The organism is Comamonas sp. Tr-654 (assembly GCF_011752915.1).
Classification (GTDB): Bacteria; Pseudomonadota; Gammaproteobacteria; order Burkholderiales; family Burkholderiaceae_C; genus Comamonas.
This window is the reverse complement of sequence record NZ_VWWQ01000005.1, coordinates 317,951-342,016: the sequence shown is the minus strand read 5'-3', so window position 1 is coordinate 342,016 and position 24,066 is coordinate 317,951. Positions and strand designations below refer to the sequence as shown.

At 60.4% G+C, this 24,066-nt stretch carries 28 protein-coding genes; 26 read left to right on the top strand and 2 right to left on the bottom strand.

Going from position 1 to position 24,066, the window contains the following annotated elements:
- Nucleotides 1-39: 39 nt before the first annotated feature.
- On the bottom strand, nt 40-498 hold the full coding sequence (locus tag F3J24_RS17275; RefSeq protein WP_205244826.1) for a hypothetical protein: 459 nt from the start codon (nt 496-498) through the stop codon (nt 40-42).
- 154 nt (nt 499-652) lie between these two features.
- On the opposite strand from F3J24_RS17275, the gene F3J24_RS24825 reads away from it, so the two are divergent.
- From F3J24_RS24825 to F3J24_RS17145, 26 genes are all read left to right on the top strand, one after another.
- Entirely contained in the window at nt 653-982 is a 330-nt protein-coding gene (locus F3J24_RS24825) for an HNH endonuclease (protein WP_370527740.1), read from the top strand.
- A gap of 139 nt (nt 983-1,121) precedes the next feature.
- Nucleotides 1,122-1,610 carry a hypothetical protein gene (locus F3J24_RS24955; RefSeq protein WP_167008965.1) on the top strand — a complete coding sequence of 163 codons (489 nt, stop codon included), beginning with the start codon at nt 1,122-1,124 and terminating at the stop codon, nt 1,608-1,610.
- A gap of 26 nt (nt 1,611-1,636) precedes the next feature.
- A complete protein-coding gene (locus F3J24_RS17260) occupies nt 1,637-3,313 on the top strand; it encodes a terminase large subunit (RefSeq protein ID WP_370527739.1) in 1,677 nt (558 codons plus the stop codon).
- A 7-nt stretch (nt 3,314-3,320) separates the two neighbouring features.
- Nucleotides 3,321-4,616 (top strand): phage portal protein, encoded by a 1,296-nt coding sequence (locus F3J24_RS17255; protein ID WP_167008962.1) that lies wholly within the window; start codon nt 3,321-3,323, stop codon nt 4,614-4,616.
- Between the two features lie 5 nt (nt 4,617-4,621).
- On the top strand, nt 4,622-5,500 hold the full coding sequence (locus F3J24_RS17250) for a head maturation protease, ClpP-related (RefSeq protein ID WP_167008959.1): 879 nt from the start codon (nt 4,622-4,624) through the stop codon (nt 5,498-5,500).
- 11 nt (nt 5,501-5,511) lie between these two features.
- A complete protein-coding gene (locus tag F3J24_RS17245) occupies nt 5,512-6,876 on the top strand; it encodes a phage major capsid protein (protein WP_167008954.1) in 1,365 nt (454 codons plus the stop codon).
- 56 nt (nt 6,877-6,932) lie between these two features.
- Complete coding sequence (locus tag F3J24_RS17240) at nt 6,933-7,238, top strand: hypothetical protein (RefSeq protein WP_167008951.1); 306 nt, start codon at nt 6,933-6,935, stop codon at nt 7,236-7,238.
- Nucleotide 7,239: 1 nt separating this feature from the next.
- On the top strand, nt 7,240-7,587 hold the full coding sequence (locus F3J24_RS17235) for a head-tail connector protein (protein ID WP_167008948.1): 348 nt from the start codon (nt 7,240-7,242) through the stop codon (nt 7,585-7,587).
- 63 nt (nt 7,588-7,650) lie between these two features.
- Nucleotides 7,651-7,842, top strand: a complete 192-nt coding sequence (locus F3J24_RS17230) for a hypothetical protein (protein ID WP_167008945.1) — start codon at nt 7,651-7,653, stop codon at nt 7,840-7,842.
- Nucleotides 7,839-8,177, top strand: a complete 339-nt coding sequence (locus F3J24_RS17225) for a phage head closure protein (protein WP_370527738.1) — start codon at nt 7,839-7,841, stop codon at nt 8,175-8,177. Before F3J24_RS17230 ends, F3J24_RS17225 begins: the two co-directional genes overlap by 4 nt.
- Nucleotides 8,170-8,640 (top strand): HK97-gp10 family putative phage morphogenesis protein, encoded by a 471-nt coding sequence (locus F3J24_RS17220; protein WP_167008942.1) that lies wholly within the window; start codon nt 8,170-8,172, stop codon nt 8,638-8,640. Before F3J24_RS17225 ends, F3J24_RS17220 begins: the two co-directional genes overlap by 8 nt.
- Nucleotides 8,637-9,026: a DUF3168 domain-containing protein gene (locus F3J24_RS17215; protein WP_167008939.1), complete on the top strand. Its 390-nt coding sequence runs from the start codon at nt 8,637-8,639 to the stop codon at nt 9,024-9,026. Before F3J24_RS17220 ends, F3J24_RS17215 begins: the two co-directional genes overlap by 4 nt.
- Nucleotides 9,027-9,088: 62 nt before the next feature.
- Complete coding sequence (locus tag F3J24_RS17210) at nt 9,089-9,595, top strand: phage tail tube protein (protein ID WP_167008936.1); 507 nt, start codon at nt 9,089-9,091, stop codon at nt 9,593-9,595.
- Nucleotides 9,592-9,990 carry a phage tail assembly chaperone family protein, TAC gene (locus tag F3J24_RS17205; RefSeq protein ID WP_167008933.1) on the top strand — a complete coding sequence of 133 codons (399 nt, stop codon included), beginning with the start codon at nt 9,592-9,594 and terminating at the stop codon, nt 9,988-9,990. Before F3J24_RS17210 ends, F3J24_RS17205 begins: the two co-directional genes overlap by 4 nt.
- Nucleotides 9,991-10,258: 268 nt before the next feature.
- Complete coding sequence (locus F3J24_RS17200; RefSeq protein ID WP_167008930.1) at nt 10,259-12,877, top strand: phage tail tape measure C-terminal domain-containing protein; 2,619 nt, start codon at nt 10,259-10,261, stop codon at nt 12,875-12,877.
- Nucleotides 12,878-13,345, top strand: coding sequence for a hypothetical protein (locus tag F3J24_RS17195; RefSeq protein WP_167008927.1), 468 nt, complete (start codon nt 12,878-12,880; stop codon nt 13,343-13,345).
- 2 nt (nt 13,346-13,347) lie between these two features.
- Nucleotides 13,348-13,839: a DUF1833 family protein gene (locus tag F3J24_RS17190; protein WP_167008925.1), complete on the top strand. Its 492-nt coding sequence runs from the start codon at nt 13,348-13,350 to the stop codon at nt 13,837-13,839.
- Nucleotides 13,836-14,297, top strand: coding sequence for a C40 family peptidase (locus F3J24_RS17185; protein ID WP_167008922.1), 462 nt, complete (start codon nt 13,836-13,838; stop codon nt 14,295-14,297). The genes F3J24_RS17190 and F3J24_RS17185 overlap by 4 nt, the downstream gene beginning before the upstream one ends.
- The gene (locus F3J24_RS17180) at nt 14,212-16,896 is read left to right on the top strand and encodes a host specificity factor TipJ family phage tail protein (protein WP_167008919.1); all 2,685 of its coding nucleotides are present in this window, start codon (nt 14,212-14,214) and stop codon (nt 16,894-16,896) included. The genes F3J24_RS17185 and F3J24_RS17180 overlap by 86 nt, the downstream gene beginning before the upstream one ends.
- A gap of 82 nt (nt 16,897-16,978) precedes the next feature.
- Nucleotides 16,979-19,243: a hypothetical protein gene (locus F3J24_RS17175; RefSeq protein ID WP_167008916.1), complete on the top strand. Its 2,265-nt coding sequence runs from the start codon at nt 16,979-16,981 to the stop codon at nt 19,241-19,243.
- A 95-nt stretch (nt 19,244-19,338) separates the two neighbouring features.
- Nucleotides 19,339-19,737, top strand: a complete 399-nt coding sequence (locus tag F3J24_RS17170; protein WP_167008913.1) for a hypothetical protein — start codon at nt 19,339-19,341, stop codon at nt 19,735-19,737.
- A 2-nt stretch (nt 19,738-19,739) separates the two neighbouring features.
- Entirely contained in the window at nt 19,740-20,033 is a 294-nt protein-coding gene (locus tag F3J24_RS17165; protein ID WP_045839860.1) for a hypothetical protein, read from the top strand.
- 3 nt (nt 20,034-20,036) lie between these two features.
- Nucleotides 20,037-20,495 (top strand): D-Ala-D-Ala carboxypeptidase family metallohydrolase, encoded by a 459-nt coding sequence (locus F3J24_RS17160; RefSeq protein ID WP_167008910.1) that lies wholly within the window; start codon nt 20,037-20,039, stop codon nt 20,493-20,495.
- Entirely contained in the window at nt 20,492-20,884 is a 393-nt protein-coding gene (locus tag F3J24_RS17155; protein WP_167008907.1) for a hypothetical protein, read from the top strand. The genes F3J24_RS17160 and F3J24_RS17155 overlap by 4 nt, the downstream gene beginning before the upstream one ends.
- Nucleotides 20,884-21,183 (top strand): hypothetical protein, encoded by a 300-nt coding sequence (locus F3J24_RS17150; RefSeq protein ID WP_167008904.1) that lies wholly within the window; start codon nt 20,884-20,886, stop codon nt 21,181-21,183. The genes F3J24_RS17155 and F3J24_RS17150 overlap by 1 nt, the downstream gene beginning before the upstream one ends.
- 277 nt (nt 21,184-21,460) lie before the next feature.
- A complete protein-coding gene (locus F3J24_RS17145; protein WP_167008899.1) occupies nt 21,461-22,474 on the top strand; it encodes a hypothetical protein in 1,014 nt (337 codons plus the stop codon).
- Between the two features lie 331 nt (nt 22,475-22,805).
- Here the strand turns inward: F3J24_RS17145 and F3J24_RS17140 are convergent, their stop codons facing one another.
- Nucleotides 22,806-23,879 (bottom strand): sterol desaturase family protein, encoded by a 1,074-nt coding sequence (locus tag F3J24_RS17140; protein ID WP_205244824.1) that lies wholly within the window; start codon nt 23,877-23,879, stop codon nt 22,806-22,808.
- Nucleotides 23,880-24,066: the final 187 nt, after the last annotated feature.

Below are 24,066 nucleotides of genomic sequence, written 5' to 3'. Positions count from 1 at the left end.
TTCTTTTGTGGCCTGGGTGTTGGGCGCGCTGGTTGCCCGCTACTGCTTTGTGGGGGAGAGTTGAAAGTTTGCCAGCATCCCCCCACCGATACCTGTCGCAACACCGCTTAAATATAAAAATTGTTGACTGAGAGCGAGCTGATTTGGATCGTGCGCGTCAGGGTCGTGAGTAATTTTCAAGAGTATTCCTGCAAGAAATAAGAGACCGCCGCAGACCAAGGTGTGCCACCTGTTCACCTTGCAAGTATCGAATTGCGTGCAGTAGACAAGAGCAACCATAAACAAGATGACTGTTTCATTGAACGATCGGATATTTTCTTTGGATTGTCCGATCGCAACAGAGTGATACCAAAACAGGAGGAGCGAGAAAAAGGCGATTGTGAGGGCTGACCTAGTCAATTCGTTTGGGCGACCAGACCTGAAGCTGCTGCCAGCACAAGTAACGGAGATAACCATTGCGTATGCCGTGGCCAAAATGAGATAGCTATTCGAATTCATGTGTCTTGGAAATGCTCGGTCTCTCATCTTATTTGCTGTTTAGATGAAGTCCTCTTCGACACGTAGGCTGAGTGTTTATTTGCGATTGCATTTACTGGGGAGGTATCAGGTGCCAAATGCTGCCCCGCGTCCGTGCTCTCATCCTGGCTGCGGCGTGCTGGTCCGCGATGGCACGGGCAGATGTCCAAAGCACCCGAAGCAGTCATGGGCCAAGAAGCCCACCGCTGCCAAGCGCATCACGGGCAGGCCTCTGCAACGTCTGCGCGCTGACCTGTTTGCGCGCGAGCCGCTGTGCCGTGAGTGCCGGCGCAATGGCGTGGTCAAGCTGGCAACCCAGCGCGATCACATCCAGTCTCTCGAAGAGGGCGGCACCGACACCGAGGACAACGTGCAGCCCCTGTGTGACGACTGCCACGACATCAAGTCGAAGGCCGAGCGGGCGCGCGGCGTCAAACGGGCGTGGGGCGGATATCGTGATGAATGAGAGGGATTCTCATTTGAAAACGCGGGAAGGGGGAGGGGGGGTGAAAAAAGTCCACCTCGACCCGACCGGAAACCGAGCCCCCAGGCGAACTTTTATGGGAAACGAAAACTACCCCCTGGGGGTTTAACCGAGGACGACCATGACTAGCAAGACTGCGGAGTTTGCGGTCCAGCCGCCAGCCGTGGGTGCTGGGCAGGTAACAGGGCTCAAAACAGAAATCGATTCTCCGGCTGCGCCCCAGCAGCTGCAGCTGACGGCGAGCGAGCAGGAGCTGTACGACTACATCTGCGATTCGCTGCGCAAAGCTGGCATCGAGCACATGACAGCCGGCATCCCAATCGCCGTGATCGTTCGCACCTTCGCAGACTGGCTCAAGGCCGTCGAGAAGTGCGAGGAGAAGGGGCGCACCCAGACATCGAAGACTGGGTGGGTCACTGAAATGCCATGGGCCAAAGATGAGGTCCGCCTCAAGATGGAGCTGGGCCAATGGTTACCGAAAGCATGTTTGACCATTCCGTCCCTGGCGCGGGTGCGCAAGGACACGGGAGTGCAGGGCGCACAGGACGACCTGTTCGGCGCACTCGTCGGTCACGCTACCGCCTCACCCGGAAACAAACCGACGCACTGATACCGGCCGAGTTGCAGCAGTGGGATGTGGAGTACGGTCTCCCCGTGTTGCGAAATGAAATCCGCGAAGGACGTTATACATACCTTGCTGTGGTGCGTCATTACCGTGACCTGCAGGAGGCCGGCGCGCGTGGCCTGGTGTTCATGCCCAGCTACGGCTGGCACGTGATCCAGTACATCGAGCGGTTCTTTGTGCACATCAAAGGTCCGCTGGCCGGCAGGCCGATTCTGCTGGATCCATGGCAAAAGTTCTGGACAGCTGTGAAATACGGCTGGCGTCATGCGGACGACCAGCGAAGGCGCTTCACACGGGCCTATGAGGAGGTCGCGCGCAAGAACGGCAAGAGCACTTGGACTGGGCCGCAGGGTGCCTATCTGTTCTCCATGGATGGAGAAGCAGGCGCCGAGGTGTACGCGGTGGCGACCACCCGCAAGCAGGCCATGTCTGTGTTCAAGCCGGCATTCGACAACATCAAGCGCTGGGCTCGTCGCTCTCCGGGCGTAAAGCGCAGTTTCAAGATCCATGAGGGCTTGAACCAGGAAAGTGTCCAACTGGACGCCAGCGTGTTCGCACCGCTGCCGGCCAATGCCGATAGTCTGGATGGTCTAAACCCTTCGGCTGTTCTGTTTGATGAACTGCACGCCCAGGCGGATCGGGACGTGTGGGACGTGATGGAGTCGGCCCTTGGCGCACGGCGTCATCCTTTGTTATCGGCCATTACCACAGCAGGCTTCATCCTCAACGGAATCTGCGTGGAGTTGCGCAGCTACCTGGTCAGCGTTCTGGATGGAAAGCGCCAGGACGATGATCTATTCGGCTACATCTACACGCTAGACGTGGGCGATGACCCCTACGACGAGCGCAATTGGACTAAAGCCAATCCTGGCCTCGGCCGCAGCAAGACATGGGACTACATGCGCGCCCAGGCCCGCAAGGCCAAGGCTCTGCCGGGCGCGCGTGCCAATTTCCTGACCAAGGATCTGAACATCTGGTGCAACAGCGCCGAAGGCTGGTTTGACATCCAGGTATGGGACAAGGGCGGCAAGCCTTTCAATCGCGAAATGCTCAAGGGTCGGCGCTGCTTCGGCGGCCTGGATCTGGCCAGCGTGCGCGACCTGACGGCGTTCGTGCTGGTGTTCCCTCCGCTTGAGGGAGAGACAACGGTCCACATCCTGGCGTGGTTTTGGGCACCCGAGTCCAAGCAGGATGAGGAGGCAGATGACGAGGCCAACTATCGGCAGTGGGCAGAGGAAGGCTGGCTCACGCTCACGCCCGGCAACGTTACTGACTACGGTGCGGTGCATGACGTGGTCGTGCAGGCCGGCAAGGACTACGAGATAGAGCAGCTCGGCTTTGATGACTGGAACGCCCAGCAGCTGGTCAACGATCTGCTGGCTGCGGATCTGCCCATGGTCAACATTCCGCAGAACACGGGCGGGATGGGGCCTGGCAGCAAGGAGCTTGAGCGTCTGGTCTATGGCGGCCTTCTAGCCCATGGCGGCAATCCGGTGCTGCGCTACTGCGCGGGCAATGTCTCGCTGCTGTTCGATACCAATGGCAACTACCGGCCCAACAAAAAGGCCAGCAAGGAAAACGGCCGCATTGACGGCATCGTGGCCGCAGTGATGGCCCTTGGGCGCATGGCTGCACCCGACGACAGCGGGGACGAGGACGGCTTCTTCTCCAGCCCAACAACGAAATGAGCGATCAATGAAATCACAACTGCATCAGCGACGGCATGGCCGCGTTCGCGCTGCTGTCGATGCGCTGCTGGGCAAGTCCGTGAGCATCAGCGACGCACCAGGCACGGCGGCCATCTTCGGCGTGGATCTCGATACGGGCATGACAGTCAGCCCGCGCACGATGCTGCAGCTCTCGGCTGTCTGGTCGTGCGTGCGGCTGATTGCCGAGACGATTGCCACGCTTCCACTCAGCATCTATGAGAAGGACAGCAAGGGCAAGCGTGTGGCTCCCCAACACCCGCTGCACCTGATCGTGCACGACATGCCGAACCCGGATGCGACGGCTGCTGTGTTCTGGGAATCCATGGTGGCCGCCATGCTGCTGCGCGGTGCTGGCCGGGCCGAGCGTCTGGAGTTCAATGGCCGCCTGGTTGGTCTGGTTTACCTCGACCCTGACCGCCTGGCACCAAACCGAAAGGACGGCAGCGTTGTCACCGAATGGCGCTACAGGGACAAGAGGAACCGGCAGCGCCTGATTCCGGCCAGCAAGGTGTGGACGGTGCCCGGCTTCTCGCTGGATGGCGAAAACGGCGTCAGCGTCGTGCAGTACGGCTCGGCGGTGTTCGGCCAGGCAGGCGCTGCAGAGCGCGCTGCCAGCCGGGCATTCCGCAATGGGGCGTTGCAGAACCTCTACTACTCCTTCAAGGAATGGCTCACTGAGAAAAGGCGAGATGAGTTCCGCGAGAACGTCCTGGGTCTAATCGATCAGGGCAAGACGCCGCTTCTGGAGGGGGGCATCGAAGCCAAGACGCTGAGCATCAATCCCAAGGATGTCCAGTTGCTGGAGTCTCGTGGCTGGAGTGTTGAGGAAATCTGCCGCTGGTTCCGCGTGCCCCCTTGGATGGTTGGTCATACCGAAAAGGCCACCAGCTGGGGCAGCGGCATCGAGCAGCAAATGATTGCCTTCCTGGTCTTCACGCTGACGCCCTGGTTGCGCCGCATTGAGCAGTCGATCAGCAAAGACCTACTCAACCCCGCTGAGCGCTTGCGGTACTACGCCAAGTTTGCTGTAGAGGGCCTGCTGCGCGGTGACAGTGCGGCGCGCGCGGCCTTCTACACGGCCATGGTCAACAACGGCATCCTGACCCGCGATGAGGTCCGGGCGCTGGAGGACCGTGAGCCGATGGGCGGTAATGCCGCCGTGCTGACCGTGCAGTCAGCCATGACAACCCTGGACGGCCTCGGCCAAGTCAACCCTGATGCGCAGGCGGTGGCGCTGCTACGGCAGCTGCTGGCTGCTGAACCTGAGCCCCTGAAAGGCTAAACACCATGAGCATGAAATCCCTTCCGGGCGCCCCAACAGGCCGCCCGAGCGCCGGCGTGCGCAGCGAAATCCTTCCCCGTGCATTCGACCGCTGGAATCCTGGCGTGCAGGCTGCGGTTGATGAAGGTGAGGATCGCAGCATCAGCATCTATGACGTTATCGGCTACGACTACTGGACGGGGGATGGCGTGACGGCACGGCGAATCGCCGGGGCGCTTCGCTCCCTTGGTGCCGGCCCTGTCACCGTGAACGTCAACAGCCCCGGCGGCGATGTTTTCGAGGGCTTGGCCATCTACAACCTGCTGCGCGAGCACCAGGGCGAAGTGACGGTCAAGGTACTTGGCCTGGCCGCTTCGGCCGCCAGCATCATCGCTATGGCCGGCGACACGGTACAGATTGCGCGGGCCGGCTTCTTCATGGTGCACAACGTCTGGACCGTCGCGGCAGGCAATCGCAACGATTACCGCGAGTTGGCCGACTGGCTGGAGCCATTCGATTCGGCCCTGGCGGATATCTATGCGGCGCGCACAGGCGCTGACGTGAAAGCCATGGGCAAGCTCATGGATGCGGAGTCCTGGATGGGCGGCAGCAGCGCCATAGACCAGGGCTTTGCCGATGAGCTTCTGCCGTCCGACCAGGTCAGCCAGGGCGGGGCCAAGGCTCAAGCCAATGCTGCCCGCCGACTGGAGGCGGCGTTGCGGGCCAGCGGCCTGCCCAAGTCCGAGGCCATGCGCCTCATCAGCGAGTTCAAGTCCGGCGTGGGTGATCCCGCCGGCAGCGGTGAGGGAGATCCCACCGAGCGCGGCTCCCCAACAGCTGCTTTTGCCACCGGTGGAGCGTCCGCACTGTCGGGTTCTCTTGCCAATTGCTTCGCTTCACTCTGAAAGGTACTACCGTGAAAAAGTCTCGTTTTATCTCCGTCGCGGTCCTCGCCGCTCTCGCCGTCGCATCTGTGGCCGCTCAGGCTGCTGGCGTGGATGTTCCCGGCTTCATCGCTGCCCACCCCGATGTCTTCGCAGGCCTGTCGATGCTCGGCTTTGCCGGCTCGGTCAGCGTAGAGCAGGAATACAAGCAGGTCCAGGCGGACCTGAAAAGCGTGGGCGACCAGCTCAAGGCCTACGCGGAAACAACCCAGAAGGAGTTGAAAAATCACGGCGCCATGACGGCCGAGACCAAGAACAGCGTGGACAAGATGCTGGTGGAGCAGGGCTCTCTGCAAGCACGACTGCAGGCCGCTGAGCAAGCGCTTGCAACGCTGCAGAACGGCGGCGGCGGTTCTGGCCGTCCTCAGACCCTGGGCGAGAAGGTCATCAGCAATGAAGCGCTGATGGGCTTCAACCCCAGCCTGCGTGGCGCTGTCTCGGTCCAGATCGGCTCTATTCATAACGCTGTGTCCGGTGCTCCTGACTCTGCGGGTAGCCTGATTCAGCCCACTCGCGTGCCTGGCATCGTTGCCCCGCCGCAGCGGCGACTGTTTGTTCGCGACCTGCTGAACTGGGGGACTACAGCTTCCCCCGATGTTGAATATGTTCGTGAAACGGGCTTCACGAACAACGCCGATGTCGTTGCCGAGAACCCTACCAATCCGAAGCCTCAGTCTGATATCGCTTTCGAGATGGATTCGTCCAAGGTGGCAACCATCGCTCACTGGATCAAGGCTTCCAAGCAGGTCCTGTCTGACGTGCCCATGCTCCAGGCCTATGTCGATGGGCGCCTGATCTACGGCTTGAAGCTGAAAGAAGAGGCCCAGCTGCTCAAGGGCTCCGGTGTCGGCATGAACATCAATGGCATCTGGACCCAGGCTTCGGTTTACTCGAACCCGGGCGTCGTCGTGCAGGATGAAACCATGCTGGACCGTCTGCGCATAGCGATGCTGCAGGCTGAGCTGGCCGAGTACACCGCCGACGGTCTCGTGCTCAACCCCATCGACTGGACCCAGATCGAGCTGACCAAGACCAAGGACAACGCCTACCTGTTCGCTACGCCGCATGGTCTGGCCGTTCCTGGTCTGTGGGGCCGTCCGGTGGTCTCCTCGCAAAGCATGACCAAGAACGAATTCCTGGCCGGTGCGTTTGCACTGGGCGCGCAGGGCTGGGACCGTGAAGACGCGAACGTCTCTGTGAGCAACCAGGACGGCGACAACTTCGTCAAAAACATGGTCACCATCCTGGCCGAAGAGCGCGTTGGCCTGACGGTCTTCCGTCCTGAGGCATTCGTCAAGGGCGACTTCACGGGCGTCGGTCCCACTCCCACCCCCTGATTAAAGGGGTAGAGCAGTGCACACGTGTGCACTGCTCGCAAGTACAGGAGAGTTTCATGAAACAAGTAACTGTGAAGGCCGTGGCGGGCTTTGAGCACAACGGCAGCAAAAAGCCCGGTGATGTTTTTTCTGTCAGCGAAATGCATGCCGCTCAGCTCATTGCGAAGGGCTTGGTCGAGATTGCAGAGGAGGGCGGCACGGGCGAACCTGCGAATACGCTGAAGACCGATGCGCCCGATGCGCCCGATGCGCCCGATGCGCCCGATGCGCCCGATGCGCCCGATGCGCCCGATGCAGCTGAACCTGTCGCCCCGGCGGTCCAGGCCGAGAAGTCTTCAGGCGGCAAGAGGGGCAATAAGTAGCATGGCCGCAGAACTCGTCACCATGGAGCAGGCAAAGCTCCATCTGCGCGTGATCGGCGACGACGAGGACGCGGGCATCCAACTCAAGCTAAATGCTGCAACTGAGATGGCCGTGTTCTTTCTGGACCGAGCTGTTTATGCAACCAAGGCTGATATGGATGCAGCGGTCGCAGCTGGCGATCCAGGACCTTGCCCGATGGTGGTGACCGATATGGTACGGGCCGGAATCCTTCTGCTCCTGGGTGATCTGTACGCCAACCGTGAGGAGGTCATCACGGGAACCATTGCGACGCAACTGCCGACTGGCGCCAAGGCGTGCTTACTCCCGCTGCGGCGCATGGGGGCCTGACCATGGCCTGCACATCCTGCGAAGACCGCCGCCAATGGCTGCAAAAAATGAAGGAGCTGGCTTATGAGCGAGCGAAGAAAATCCTCGGACATGCACCGACTGATCCAGAGCAACCTGGCAGTGGCCGAGGCCCTGAATCGACAGACTCAGGCGATGCAGGAGCTGACGGAGGGTATAGCCTGCCTGCTGGATCGGATGGCTGATGATGCGCAGGAGGATGCCCAGCCGCGCATGCTGGACGGGTGCTTGCTGTGATCGCCGCCGGAAAACTGCGTCACCTGGTCAGCTTGCAGTCTCGTCAGACGGGTCGCGATCCTGAATCGGGCGCGGTGGTTGATCTGGGCTGGGTAGAGGTGACCAAGCTCTGGGCCAGCGTGGAGCCGCTCTCTGCACGAGAGTTCATCGCAGCTGCCACCAGCCAGTCCAAAGTCTCGGCTCGCATCGTCACTCGGCGTGATGACCGTGTCACCGCAGCCATGCGCTTCGTGCACGCCGGTCGCATCTACAACATCGAGGGCGTGCTGCCAGATCCGGTCAGCGGTCTTGAGTACCAGACACATCCTGTAAGCGAGGGCGTCAACGATGGCTGATATCCAATTTAAGCTGACCGGCTTTGATGAAGTCACCAAGCGCCTGCAGGCACTGCCTGTGGAGCTGCGCAAGAAACCTGCGCGCTCGGCCTTGGGCAAGGCCGCCACTCTCGTGCGCGGCCAGGCTCAGACCAACGCAATCTGGCTGGATGACAAGGCCACGGGGCGCAAGATCGCGGACAACATCATCCAGCGCTTTCGCTCTCGCTACTCCAAGCGCACCGGGGACGTGATGATCTCGGTCGGTGTGGGGACTGAGAAGGGGCGCATTCCCAAGGGCAACCCTGATGAAGGTCCCAAGGGCAACACGCCGCACTGGCATTTGTTGGAGCTGGGCACAGAGCAAGCGAAGCCGCAGCCGTTTCTGCGGCCGGCGGCAGAGCAACAGGCTGAAGCAGCCATTGCCTTGTTTGGCTCGGAGCTGGACAAGGCCATCACGCGGCTTGTGAGGCGCATGAAATGAATGCGCCGCCGCTGTACCGATTGGCCAAGCTGTCGCCCTCTGTGCTGGCCGTGCTGGGCTCCCCAGAGCCTCGCATCTACCCTTGGGGTGAAAACAATGACAAGCCCGTTATCTACCCCTATGTGACCTGGATAGAGGTCAGCGGTGGACCCTACAACCACCTGACTGGAAGGCCCACGGTTGATCGCACCACAACTCAGATTGATGTCTGGGCGAAAGCCTCAGACAGCGCCCAGGCGCAAAGGATGGTCGAAGAGGCGGCCACGGCGTTGCGGGGTGCGATTGAGTTGGACTGCTACATCACGGCCTGGCGCCGACATCCGCGCGACGCCGAAACCAAGGTTTACCGCATCAGCTTTGACGCCGACTGGCAGTTAAGCCGCTGATGCACTGATCTCCCACATGGGCCGCTTAGAGCGGCCCTTTCTGTTTCTTGAAAGGACTTGCCATGGACCGCATCCTCCCGCAGGGTTCCGAGCTTTTTGCGCTCGTGCCCAAAGAAGACGCGCCGACCGAATTTGAGGTCATCAAAGTGGATTGCGCGATCTCCGTTGATTTTGGGGAAGACGAGCGTGACGATCTGGAGGACACATGCCTCGAAGAGCGTGACAACCACACCACCATCCCCGGGCTGAACACCCCCGGTGAGTCTGCGGTCACCGTCCGCATCAATCCTCAGAATCCTGGCCACGTGCGCCTGTATCAGCTCTCTGACACTGGTGAGCGTCTGCTGTGGGCGCTGGGCTGGTCTGATGGTACGGCGCCTGCTGCGCCCAAGTCCGGCAGCACGATGGAGTTTGAGCTGCCCACGACTCGCACCTGGAACGTGTTCCAGGGGCATATCAAGCGCTTCAACTTCGCAGGCTTTGAAGTCGGTGGCGAACCTATTCAGGGTGCCATCACCATCAAGCGCGCGACCAAGCCCGTGTGGGTCGTGAAGGTGCCCACACCATGAAGCTCGCTGACCTGCATAAGAACGGCGGCTTTGTGGATGCCGCCCCGGTGAAAAAGCCCATCAAGTGGAAGGCGCCCGACGGCTCTGAACAGGCGGGCGACATCTGGATAGTCCGTCAGCCCTTCGGTGTGATCGAGCAGGAGATCGGCAATGCCGCTCCTGATCGCAGCAAGGGCGCGAAGATGATCAGCCTCAGCGTGCGGCTCGATGGCGGCAAAGAGCAACTGACCTATGAACAGGCGTACAGCCTCACCCCGGCCCTGGCCTGGGCCATGGTGATGGCCATCAACGAGGTCAATGCCCCAAAAAACTCACAGCCGCCGATGAGTTCTGGCACGAGCTCGTCCTCGCCGGCATCGGCGGCAAAACCATCGCGGAGGCAAAAGGCCGCCTGAGCTTTGATGAGGTGCAGTCGTGGCTGGCGTTTCGTGAGAAATACGGCTCGCTGCATCTCCAGACTCATATAGAGCGGGCGGCCGCCACTGTCGCTCACACCGTCAGCCAGACGGTGGCGCGCAAGAAAAGCAGCCAGGCCCCCAAGTTTGAGGACTTCTTGCCTCAACGAAAGGGAGCGCAGGCGGCAGTCATCACCCTTGAGGAGGCAATGCGCGAGTGGCGGTAGCCGCTTGTGTGCTTCCCCGACCATCTCAGGATTTTTGAACCATGGCTCGTCAACTTGGCACCCTTACCATCGATCTGATTGCCAAGATTGGCGGCTTTACCGAAGGCATGACCAAAGCCGAGCGCGTGGCAGATCAGAAGTCGCGCGAGATGGAGCGCAAGATGAAAGAGCGCTCTGAAGCTGTGGAGAAGGCCTGGACCGGTATTGGTGCAGCCATCTCTGCGGGTATTGCGGGCATCACTGTCGGCAGTGTCTTCAGCAAGGTCCTGACGGAATCAAGGAATGCCGAGCAAGAGCAGGCTTTGCTGGCCGCAGCGCTCAAGGCAACAGGTAACCAGGCCGGCTACTCCCAGGGTCGCCTGAATGAGATGGCCTCCGCGATGGAGGGCATCACCACCAAGTCGGCCGGCGAGTTCAACCAGGCGCAAACGGTGTTGCTTGGCTTCACCAACATCGTGGGCGAGCAACTGCCCCAGGCGCTGAAGCAGGCAGCGAACTTTTCAGTGCGCACTGGTGCTGACATGAAGTCCGCAGCTGAGACGGTTGGCCGTGCCCTGGACATCCCCAGCGTGGGCATGGCAAGCCTGGCGCGACAGGGCTTCAAGTTCTCCCAGTCGCAGATCGAGGCCGCAGAGAAGCTGGAGCAAACCGGCCGCATCGCTGAAGCGCAGCAGATTGTTCTGAATGCGCTTGAGGAAACCTATGGAGGTGCGGCAGAGGCTGCACGCGATACCTTTGGGGGCGCTGTCGATGGTTTGAGAAATGCCCTCAATGGACTCATGACCGGCGAGGGGGGCAGCTTGGATGGAGCGAAAAAGTCCCTTAACGATCTAACAGATACGCTCGGCTCCAATACAACCAAGGCGGCTTTTGAAGCCATCGTCGGCTGGGTTGTGTCTCTGACCAATATGGTGATCCAAGCCACGGCAAACATCGTGGCCTTCATTAACACTGCTGACAAGATAGGTGCTCTGACGGGGACTGACGTGTTTGGCAAGATGAAGTCTGAGGCGCAGGCCGCTGGGGCTGAAGTAAAGCGTCTTGGAGACCAGCTTGAAAGGCATCAGGAGGCACTGAAGCGAGATCCATCCAATGTCATTCTGCAGCGCTCGGTTGCCAATACACGCAAGCTGGTCGATGCGGCAATGAAGCGGGCCTCCGGAGCGTCTGACACGCTCAAGGATTGGGCCAATGCTGCTGCAACGGCGGCCAAGGTTGATCCCTTGATTGCCCCTGATATGACGCCTAGGAAGCCTGGTGCGGTCAATCTCAAGGACGGAACACCGAGCAAAAAGTCTGGCGGCGCCAAGGTCGATAAGGGCGAAAAGGCTGCGGATGACTTCCTAAAATCGCTTACGGAGCAGGTCTACAAAACGCAGGAGCGTACCGCCTACGAGAAGCTGTTCTTCGATATTCAAAGCAAGGGCTTGAAGCTTTCCGAGTCCCAGCTGGATAAGGCCACCGGCTTGGCAACCGTGATCGACATGGCCAAGGAGGCAGAGGCTTCCCGGACGGCGGAGGTGGCCCGCAGCAACGACTTGTACGAGGCTCAGAATCGCCTTATTGCCAAAGAGCAGCAATATCAATTGGAGATGCTGACCTACGGCATGGGAGACAAAGCTGCTGCCGAGTTGCGGGAGCGCATCAGTCTGATGCAACAGCACCAGGCTGAATTACGTAAGCTGCAGCAGGATCAGGCACTCGCGCTGGCGGGTACTGACAGTGAGAAAGAGCAAGAGCGTATCCGTGCTCAGTATGCGATGCGCTTGCAGATTGTTGAGACTGCGCAAGCGCAAGAGCTGCAACTGTATGAAGACTTCCTGGCTCAGAAGCGCCAGAAGGAAGGTGACTGGGCTGCAGGAGCTGTATCTGCGCTCAACACGTACTTGGAGAACGCTCGCGACGTCTACTCGCAGACGCAAGCTATCGCCACCAACGCGTTCGGCGGAATGGAAGACGCACTGCTCGGTTTTGTCAAAACCGGCAAGCTTGATCTGAGCAGCATGCTGTCCAGCATTGGCGACCAGGCCATTCGCATGTTGATTCGCTTTGGCCTGCAGATGGTGGCCAACAAGCTTCTGGGGGATACGTTGCAAGCTGCGGGGGTGGCGACCTCAATCGCTGCTGGCTCAGCAACTGCAGCGGCCTGGGCGCCGGCGGCCGCTCTTGCGTCGCTCGCATCCTTTGGTGCGAACGCTGCTCCAGCTGCAGCAGGCATCACCAGCACTGTGGCGCTCAGTCAGGGTATGGCTGTGCTGGGCTTCTGGGACGGAGGCTACACCGGCCCGGGTGGCAAGTATCAGATGGCCGGCATCGTGCACGCGGGCGAGGGTGTGCTGTCTCAAGACGATATGCGCGCGCTGGGCGGGCCTGGAGCCTTCGAGGCGTTCCGACGGTCCTTGCACTCTGGCTACTCGGTCGGTGGTGTGGTTGGTGCTGCAGTGCCCCCGGCAGTGCGGCGCGACTATGCATCCGAGCTGCGTGGTCAGGCGCCAATCGTCAACGTCATCGAAGACGCCAGCAAGGCCGGCCAGGTCGAGCAGACGCAAAACGCTGACGGCAGCTACACCACGAACGTGTTTGTTCGCAATATCCGCAACGGCGGGGAAGAGGCGCTTGCGCTGGAGACAACTTACGGGCTGGTACGCCGAGGACGATAGATGGCAATCACTTCTAACATTGATTGGCCGCAGGGGTTCCCCTGCGTGCTGCGTGAAGGGCACACCACCCGGCACGCCAGCCCGCTGTTGCGCACCAGCATGGCATCGGGTCGGGCGCGTCAGCGCCGCAAATTCACCAGCGTGCCGAGTGTGCACACGTGTGCATGGCTGATGACCCAGGCGCAGGCGCAGGCCTTTGAGTCATGGTTTGCTGAAACCCTGGTCGATGGTGTGCAGTGGTTCAACATGCCGCTCAGGACGCCCATGGGGTCGGGAAAGCTGCTTTGCCGATTCATGGACATGTATGAAGGCCCCGACCTGGTGGGGATCGACCGCTGGCAGATCTCCGCTCAGATCGAGGTGTGGGCGCGCCCACTGCTTCCGCCTGGCTGGGGTTTGCTGCCGGGGTTGGTGATCGGCTCCAGCATCATTGACCGGGCAGTGAATCAAGAATGGCCGGAGGGATAGTCATGGCAACCAGCACCGCTTTGAAGCTGCTCTATACCGGCGACGATGTCACGACCGTGCGCATCTGTACGCTGGACATCGAGCTGCCGGGTGGCGAGCACATACGTCTTGCGCACAGCTATGAAGATCTCACGCTGGGCGTGGACGGTGTGCCGCAACTCTTCGAGGCCTGCGGCCTGGAGATCTCTTTGCCTGAGCGCAGCACCATCGGAAACCAGTCCCTGCGCTTTGGCCTGGGGGTGGTCGATGGTCGGGCGCATCGCCTGATCAGTGACGCGCTCGACTCTGGCCAGCCCTCTTATGTGGTCTACCGCGAGTATGTGTCGACCGACACATCGGCGCCGGCGGCCGCTCCCAAGCGGATGCTGATCCAGGGCGGCGATCTGAATAGCAACGTCCTTCAGGTGGAGGGCAGCTACTTCGATCTGCTCAATCTGGCCTGGCCGCGTGATCGCTACACGGCGGACAAGGCGCCTGGCGTCAAGTACCAATGAGGCAATTCCTGCAGACGCGCTATGTGCGCGGTGGGCGCGGCCCTGTGGACTACGACTGCTGGGGCCTGGTGCGCGATGCGCGCTCGGCGCTGTTTGGCCGGGCCTTGCTGCCGACCCTGCAGGATGCCCGGCCGGGTGAGCTGCGCGGCATCACGCGCGCGGTCGACCAGGTCATAGCCTTGCATGGCTTCGCGCCATGTGCCCCTCGGGCCGGAGCGGTTGCCACGGCCTGGAGGGCGAGCCTGTGCGTGCACGTGGGGCTGGTGGTCGAGGTGGACGGCCAGCTGCGAATACTCGAAACCGATGAGCCCGGTGGGCCTTGTCTGACTGCTCTCAACCGATTTCAGGCCCGCTACACGCGGGTTTTGTTTTATGACGATCAAGATTTACCCCGGACAGATGCCGAGCCAGCCTGTGGAGTCGCACCCATGGGCGGGCACGATTGCGGACTGGTTTGAGGCGGTTGGCATTGACTATGCGGCGCGCGAGATCCAGCCCATCACGCTCCACCTGAATGGCGTGCTGCTGCCGGTGGAGGCTTGGGCCGAGACGGTGATCAGCAATGAAGACCAGGTTGATATTCGCCCCATCCCTCACGGCGGCGTCTTCAAGCTGGTGGGAAGCATCTTCAACTTCTTCTTTGGCTGGCTGCTCCCGTCCACCAGCAATCAGCGCTACGACACGCCGCAGGGAAAGCAGCTGAGTTCGGCCGAGGGTAAGGCAAACACGGCCAAGTTCAACGGCGTGGTGCCTGAGCTGCTGGGCCAGTTCATCCGCTACCCCGACTATCTGACCCCGCCGCGCCGCTACTTCAGCACGCCGCGTGAGCAATGGCTTGAGATGCTGCTCTGTGTCGGCCCCGGCCAGTACCAGATCGACCCGGCCACGGTCAAGATCGGCAACACGCCGCTGAGCACGCTGGAGGGCGCTGAGTTCACGGTGCATGGCCCTGGCGCCGACATCGGCGGCATCACCCAGCATGAAAACTGGTACAGCTGCCCCGAGGTTGGCGGCACCAGCGCGGGCACGGCAGGGCTTGAGCTGAGCGCCATTGACTCGGGCAACGTCAATCCCACGGGCAGTAGCTATGCGCTCAATGGTGCCCAGATCACTGCCGATGTGGACTGGCCCAATGCCTGGGGCTCTGGCACCGCCATGTCGCTGATGTTTGAGCAGGACGTGACGGTCGCCACGGTGCTGCTGACGGGCGAAGAAGGCGGCTCCTACAACACCTTCACCGCCGACTGGCGCGAGATTGCGCCATCTCTGTGGATGCTGCTCACAGCTTCGGGCGCGCTTACCGGCTCGCTGCGGATGGAGTCCGTCGACGGCAATACGATCACGCTGGCTGAGCCGGTCAGCGATGGTGATGGCGGCTTTATCTATAGGCGTATCAGTCACCTGCTCGATGGCGTCATCTCTCTGGCCGTGTGCCGCGCTGGCCGCACCTACACGGCGACGGCAGTGGCCGGCCAGGTGCTGACGGTGGCGCCTAGCGAGGGCGGCAGCTGGGCGGGCTTTGCGCCGCGCACGGTGCCGGCGGAAAAGGCCACGTTTACCGTGCAGGCAGATACCGTCTACGGTGAGCAGGCCGGCCCCTTTGTAAGCTGCCCTGCTGCCGAGGTCAGCAGCACGCTGGAGGTGGATATCTTCTTCAGCCAAGGCCTTTGCTATGTCTCCGACAAGGGGGAAGTGCAGGGCAGATCCGTGGGGGTGGAGGTCCAGTACCGTGACTATGCCGCCGGCGGCGCCTGGCAGAGCGTGGTCAAGTGGTACACCGATGCCACCATGGACCAGATCGGCTACACCGAGCGCATCGCCTTGCCCTATCCCATGCGGCCGCAGGTGCGAGTGAGGCGAAGGGGGGCCAAGAGCACCAGCACGCAGGTGCACGATGAGGTGCAGTGGTACGCCATGCGCACCCGGCTGCCTACGCGCACCAGCTACCCGGACTGGACCACGCTGAGTGTGCGTGTGCGGGGCCTAGGCCAGATCGCAGCCAGGTCGGAGAACCAGGTCAACCTGGTGGCCACGCGCATGCTGCCAGTGCTGCAGGGCGATGGATCCTGGAGCGCAGAGCAGCCTACGCGGGATATCTCGGCCGCTCTGCGACACATCAGCAGCACGGTGGGCTATGGGCTGGACAGCATCGACATGGCCGAGCTGCAGCGCCTGCATGGGATCTGGACGGCTCGCGGTGAAACGGCAGACCATGTGTTTGACGAAACCACGGTGCTTGCCGCCCTGCAGGCGGTGTTGGGCGCCGGCATGGCTGAGCTGACGATTGATGATGGCCTGCTGCGCTCTGTGCGTGCTGGTGTGCGCACGGTCGAGGACGGTCATGCCTACAGCGCGCAGAACACCACGGAGGGCATTGCGCGGTCGTTCAGCGGCATCCGGCCTGACGACAACGATGGCGTGGAGGTGGAGTTCAGCGACGCCGGTGACAACTGGAACACCAAGACGGTGAACTGTGTGCTGCCTGGCTCGCTGGGCATCAAGTTGGAAAAGCTCAAGGTACTGGGTGTGACAGACCGCACGCGCGCCTGGCGCATCGGCATGCGCCGTGCCAGGCAGCAGCGTTTTGAGCGCTGGACGTACACCTTCACCACGGAGCTGGATGCGCTGAACAACAGCTACGGCGACTTTGTCAGCCTGGTTGATGACATCCCCGGCTTCGGGCAATCGGCCCTGCTCACTGGCATCAGCAATGCCGGCGGCCAGGCCCGGTTGGAGGTGACGGAGCCGCTGCGCTGGGAGTCCGCAGATCCGCATGTGGTGGCGTTTCGCAGGCCTGACGGCACGCTGGCCGGCCCGTGGCCCGCTACTCAAGGTGCAAGCGCCTATGAAGTTCTGGCTCCGATCCCGGCTGGGGAGTGGCCGCAGATCAAGCTGCCGGAGCCGCCGCATGTGTATTTCGGGCCGGTCACCCGCTGGAGCTTCCCGGCCATCGTCAAGAAGGTCAGCCCCGGCGGCACCGATGGTGCCAGCGTGCAGTGCGTGAACTACGACGCACGCATTTTTGACGACGATGACGGCAGCCCTCCGGCTGAATGACTCCTCAAGCCGGCCTTGTGTCGGTGTTCCTTTTCCTTATTCCGCCCGCAACTCAGCGGGCTTTTTGTTTTGTGGAGTTGGCATGACCACTTACAGCACTGGTAATCCGATCGGCTCCATGGCGCCCAAGGATCTCTTTGACAACGCGGAAAACTTGGATCATCTGGTTAACTCTCAGAGCGCCGAGACTTGGGTTGATCGCTTAGGGAAGGCGCGCAAGACTTGGCATGGTGTTCTGAAGCAAGCCCAGTTGGATATTGGGCTGGCTGTATCTGAAGCCACTGCAGAGGCGGAAGGTTATCGCGATGAGTCGAAGGACGCCCGTGATGATGCCATTGCCGCCGCCAGTGCCAGCGGAGACTTCATTTTCGTCAAGGACCTAGAGGAGATGCAGTCCAAGCTGCCTCAACCCGACGAAAAGGTCTTCGAGGTTGCAGCAGATGCCGATCACGATCATGCACGGACTCGGTATGTCGTTATCGATGGCGCGCCGGTGTTTGTTGTCAATCTGGATCGTTTGAGGCAGGACCTTGCAACTCCTTTGGGTTCGGGGAGAGTTGGGTTTCAGTTGCCGGGCGTTGGTTCGGTTCCGAGGACCGTGCAAGACAAGCTGGCTGACATGCCTGTGGATGCGCGTGACTGTGGCGCTGTTTGCGATGGCGTTGCCGATGACACGATCCCATTGCTGAAGGCTGTGGAGCTCGCAAAGGCCAGAGGTTCTGCCTTGACCGGGAAGGGCAACTGCCGAGTTACCGGCACAGTGGATTTTCGTGAGGTGATCCTTGAGCTGGGGGCGATGACTATCAGCGTGGATCATGAATTCGGCCCCGGCATCATCCTTGGCGGAAACGCTAACAGTGCGGACAACCCTGATCAAGTGCTCCGTAAGGTTGTGCGCATTAGCGGTGTGGACTCCTCAGATACTCCGGCTATTCGTGCCATCGGCGTTAAAGGTCAGTACATCAAGGTGGGCCGAACCCCGTATTTCCAGGTCTATGCGACCGACCTAGCGGATCGCAGTGGTTACTCTTCGGCCTACTCCACGTTTGATCTTTCGTACGCGAACGTGATTGAACTGAAGAGTCAGCCTGGAACGCTGGGATGGGTTAACGAGAACTACTTCTACGTTAACCGCTGCCACACCATCAAAACCGCAGATGGCTTGTACGGTCATAACCACAACAAGTTTGTCGGTGGAACGATGGAAGGCGTTGGCCTCATTGATATGCCGGTGGGCGGTAGCAACTTCTTTTATGGCTTCCGCTTTGAGCGAACAATTGTGGCCGGCGAGAAGTTGACGGTTAACTTCGGTCCCCTGACGAATAACAACCATATCGAGGTCACATGGGTATCCAGTCCCGGCTTCTCCAACAGCATCTACGGTTTTGACCTACTGGACATTCACGATCAGGGATCAGGCAACACACTGAGCACTGCACAGGAGGATTTCAGCGACGACATCGTGCTTTTTGCACTTGGCCAAGCGACCGGCCTGCTCTCGTGCGTCAACAAGCAAACTGTCGGCTACAACGCCTACACGACAGATCTAGTAGGGGTCGGAGCAATTCAGCAGAATTTCCGAGGCTCGTACCGTATCATGCAAGCTGGCGCGCGTATGTACACGCAAGAGAGCGGTCTCATCGCTATTCGTAAGGGTGACATGTTTGCCTACATGAGCGACAAGCCCAACTTCCGCTTTTTGATGCGGTGTTACGACGCAAATCGACGCCTGATTACCTCTCGGCCTGCTGTTGATCCTGTGGCTTGGGCGGGCATCACCTGGGTCTCCGCCCAGGCCGCGTACAGCGTCACTGCCAACTCGGAGCGTCGAACGATGCTTGCTGTGGACGCATCTGTAGTGAAGTATGTCCAGTTCGACATCACGACAGGGACGGGGACAAATGGCCTCGACTTTGAGGAGTTTCGCTTCATCATGCGCCGAGGCAAATATGCATCCTATGGACCGCGTGACTATGCATCTATGTCCCAGCCGAAACGTAAAACGACGCTTCAGTACAACAACGATGCCGATATCGATATGTGGCGTATTGCGGAGGGCTTGGAGTGCATTCGCTATGACAACAAACAGCGTCGAATAAACACATTCCGGCGTGAGCGCTTTGTGACTGCAGTGAGCGGTAGTGTGCTGTCTGTAGTGCCTCTCGGTGTAATGGTGTTCTGGGTGGGTGCTTTGCTCTACTACGAAGACAGCGCAGGCGGTGTTCAGAGCTTGTCGGTGACGGCAGCGGATAACGGGACGATTACCGTAAGTGGTGCTCTGCCGGCCGACATCGTGCCTGGTGTGAAAGTCCTTTATGTGCTGACGCAAACAGTAACGACGCCGTAGAGGTTGTGGGTGCGGCATTTATGCAGCCACGAAAGAACCCGCCTTTTTTGATACCCGCTTCGGCGGGTTTTTTTATGCCCGAGGGAGGGCAACAGATGGCAGAACCTTCATCGACCGCGGCGGCCGTGACCATCATCGGCGCCGCCGTCTCCACACAAGCGCTCACAGCATTTGGGGTACCGCTCGGGCTACGTGCTGACGTGCTGCTCGCCGGTTTTCTGGGCAGCCTGATCGCAATCATTTTGCTGAACATCGTGCCGGGTAGCAATGACACCTTGCGGGACATGGTGCGCTTGGCTTTTCGCCGCATGGCCGTGGCCGGAGCCAGCTCCCTCACGGCGGGCTATCTCACGCCGCTGGTGCTGTTGGTGGCCAACGTGCCTGAGTCCGTCCTGCTGTCGTTGGCTTGCATTGTCGGGGCTGGCGCGCAGAGCTTTCTGCGGTCGTTCATTGGCAAGTACCTGCCGAAGCAGGGCCAGGCGGAAGGGGGCTGACCATGTTCTATCCCGTGATTACTTTGCTCAGCGTGCTGCACTGGCTCTGCGGCCTGGTCGTTGTGGCCGAGGCGCTTAACAAGCTGGAGCGCACCGCGCCCTGCATGCCTGGGCTTGCTCCTCGCACTCGCCTGGTGGCCTGGCTCAAGGCCATCGCCTGGGCGCTGCTCGCTCTGGGTGGTGCCGGCGCCCTGGTGGCGCCATGGCTGCGGCCCACACCCCCAACCCTTGCCGATGTCTGCGTTATCGCGGGCTTCACTTTTCTCATCATTCGCACCCGTTTTAAGGAGGGTTGATCCATGAAGTTGACAGAACATTTCACCTTGGCCGAGCTGGTGGCCAGCAGCACCGCACGCAAGCTCGGTGTGGACAACACGCCAACCGCCGACGCACTGCAGCAGCTGTATCGCACCGCCCAGATGCTGGAGCGCGTGCGCGCATTTCTCGGCGGCAAGGCAGTCATAGTCACCAGTGGCTATCGCAATCGCCAGGTCAATGCCGCAGTGGGCGGTGTGACATCGAGCGACCACGCGCAGGGCATGGCGGCCGATGTGAAGATCCCCGCATACGGCACACCCTATGAGGTGGCCAAGGCTCTGGCGCCGCAGATCAGCGCGCTGGGCATCGGGCAAATCATCTACGAGAGCGTGGGTGGGGCTCAGTGGGTGCACCTGTCCACACGTATTCCGTTGCAGGCGGTCAATCGTGTGATTACCGTGCACGGCAAAACCACCATGGTGGGGGTGCAGCAGGTATGACTACAAGCCAACGATTCGTAGTCCTGGTTGTCGCATTCATATTGAGTGGTCTTGTCAACGTGGGTGCCGTGCGGGAGGTGCTGCGGTTGCGCGATGCGCTGACCCTGGCCAGGTCCGATGCTGACCATGCGGCCGAGAAGGAGTCTCTGGCGCGTGCTAGTGCAGACGTGTGCACGCGGGCTGTCGAGGCTTTGCAGCTGGCCGGTGAAGGTCTCAAGCGCGAGCGCGATCTGGCCCGAGCACAAGCTGCTGCAGTAGCCGCTGGCCACAAGGCCCGCGCGGACAAGATCCTGAGCACGCCGGGCGCTGTGCCTGGCGATGCCTGCGCAAGCGCACAGGCCCGAGTGGCCGAGCTGCTGGCGTCCCGGAAGACTGGAGGAGGTCAGTAATGCGCCGTCTACCCCTACTCTCGGCTGCGCTGGCGGCCGCTGTCCTCCTGATGGGTTGCAGTGCGGCGCCGCCGGCGAGGGTCGAGATTCAGCAGGTCAAGGTCGCAGTGCCTGTGCCCTGCGATGAATCTGAGCCGGAGCGGCCGAGCATGCCGACCGAGCATCTACCAGCTGGTGCAGACGTGGACATGTACGTCCAAGCAGCCGGTGCCGAGCTTGAGCGGCGCGCAGGCTACGAAACGGAGTTGCGAGCGGCCCTGGCCAACTGCAAGCGGCCGCTGCGAGCGATAGAAAAATGAAAGCCTCCCCTGGTGCTTTGGCACCGGGGGAGGCTTTTTTCATTTGTGGTGCACAGGTCTATGGTTCGTTGTCTTCTGCGATCCACTGCCTCATTTCTTAGGGTGTCGAGTGGCCAGTGAGTCAAGGTTTTCAGCGTAGCATTCTGCGTCGTCTGCTGAATGCGTAGCGGTTGACCGACCATATGTATCCCACCTAGTTCAGCATGCCATCTAGTTGATGGCAAATACTCACACAGCCATAAATTCAGGGTGTGTAAGCACCATAAAGGAATGAAAGATGACTCACCGCAACCAGGCATCAACGCTCGCGCCTCACTCTGATCAAGATCTTGCGCTTTCGCGCCGCAGCTTCCTAAAAGTGGGGGGGCTTGCCCTTGGCAGCGGCTTTGCGATGAGCGCTTTCGGCCAGATGGGGCTTGGAGGGTTAGGTGGCCAGCACGCGCAAGATGGATCTCATCGCTTTGTTGTGGGTGAATATCTGAAGTTCCGGCGTTATAGGGATGGCTCGGGTGTTGTTCAGACTGCTAAAGGTTATCTGGATGAGGCGTGGTTTGAGAGCCTGGGGATGTTGCCGATCAACCTCATCTATTCAAATCGATTTCTTGACGGTGATGGGCCAACTGCTACGTTGAACGAAAACAAGCTCCGGTCTATTGCCAATGAGGCCAACCCTGCCTATCCCGTATCTCTGGATGCGGAAGCGTGGGACAAGAACCGCTTTCGACCAGACGCTCCGACGCCAAACGGCGTGTCAATCGTACAAAACCTGGTGCAGATCGTGCGAACCTTTAAGCAGGCCAATCCATCGATCCAGGTTGGCCTTTATGGCGAGGTGCCGCAGAACACTTATGGCATCAACAATTCCACCACATCAGTGTTCGACAGGCTGAATCCGAAATACGCCTCAGTGGCCGCCGAAGTCGATTACTACAGCCCATCGCTTTACAACTACGATGCATATGATGGTACGTCTGCCGGCGACCAGCGATGGGCTCAGGCAGCTGAATACGCAGTCCACTCCTGCAAGCAATTGGATGCAATCAATCGTACGAACAAACCCATCCTTGCCTACATCACGCCAGGGTGGGCAGACGCGGATAAGACCCAACGTTACCTCACCGAAGAGCAGATGCACTTCCGCTTGACGACTCTAAAGAAGCTTGGGGCCGGTGGTTGTATTGTGTGGCTGTCAAGTTCAGCTCAAGAGCCGGGCACTAATGACAGGCTTATCTTGGATCCGAATTCCGGTTGGCTAAAGGCCACTGTGGAGTTCGCTCGCAACAACAAATGACTGCTGTCTGATGCTATAGAGGCGAAAGGTCGTTCGTCTCAAAAAAAGCCTCCGATTTAGGAGGCTTTTTTCTATCAAGATGGCGTAACTTTTGGCGTAGCTTTGGGAGTACTCAAAAAATTTTCAGTGGCGTAAGAGCCAATGGAACATCGGCGTATGTGCCGAGAGGTCAGTCATATCGGGGAAATTGGCCAGCGACGGGGTTTCTGTGCTTTTCTGGGTCATCGCTTCAGCGGTATGCAATACAGGGGGCGCCGCGCCAGTGCTGGGCGGGCGCCGAATGCTCCATTATCCGTGATGCCCAATAGCAGGGGGCATGGCTGTTTTTTGGCTATTTGGCAGAGGCCGTCTGAACGCTTTGCTCGGATTGAGGGCCAGAGCCCTGATCATCGTCATGAATGGGGCGGTAGCCCGGCCCGAATGACACATCGCCCAGCCGCCAGCCTGCGCGGCAGCTCACCGCGCCCCAGAAGCGCTTCAGGGTGTACCACTGCATGGCGATCAGGCCACGCTCGTTGTCGGCATCCACTTCAGGGTCGCTCACGCCCGTGGGGCGCAGCTCTTCATCGTGATAGAGAGCGGTGCCGAACAGTTGGTCCCACCAGGGCAGAACCTGGCCGAAGTTGCAGTTGTGACGCTCGGGGCGCTCTGCATCGCGCAGCATGTGGTGGTTGCGGTGAAAGCGCGGGCCGACCAACAGGCGCTCGCCCGCCCGGCCCAGCCAGCCCAGGCGCAGCGCTACATTGGCGTGGGAAAAGTTCTGCACCAGCTCGCTGAGCAGGCTCAGCATGGCGAATTCCGATGGTTCCACGCCCATGGCCAGGCCCACGCTGGCCAGCACAAAGCTTTGCAGCATGCCGTCCAGATAGTTGCTGCGGTCGTTGCTCCAGCAGCTCATCTGGCGCTGGCTGTGGTGCATGCTGTGCATGGCCCACCACCAGGGAATGACGTGTTGGGCGCGATGCATCCAGTAATACGTGAGGTCGTAGACCACGTAGTACACGCCAAACAATACATAGGGGTGATCTTCAAACCAGGGCACCCAGGCCTTGAGGCCGCTGGCTTCCGAGGTGGACGGACCGCCGCCCAGCATATGGGCGACCGGCATGAGGATCAAAAAGCTGAACAGCGGAAACAGGCCCAGCAGCATGAGCAGGGTGTAGTTGCGATCCACCGTGGTGTGGCGGCGGTCGGCCCAGCGCTCGGCGGGAAGCAGGCTCTCCAGCGGCCGCATCACACAGCCGATCAGAAACAGCTGTAGCAGCGCGATCAGAATGCCGGCGGCAATCTCGCGCGGATCGCCCGCTGCCTCGGCAATATGGAGTGCGTTGACCACGGGAGTCACCGCATGCACGGATACCCAGTCAATGGCCAGCGTCCAGTGCTGGCTGAAGAAATCCATCATATTGTTCTGCCCATTTGTCGTCGGGCAGATTCTGGACCGGGAGTTTGTGGATTCTGTGGAGAGACCCAGACTCCGCCGCCTGTCCCTTGCGTGTGGTCAAGAGGCATTGATTGGGGCGGGGCGGCGGCAATAAAAAAGGGCCTGATCCACCGGACCAGGCCCTTTCCGCAGTCGTGGGGCGACCGCC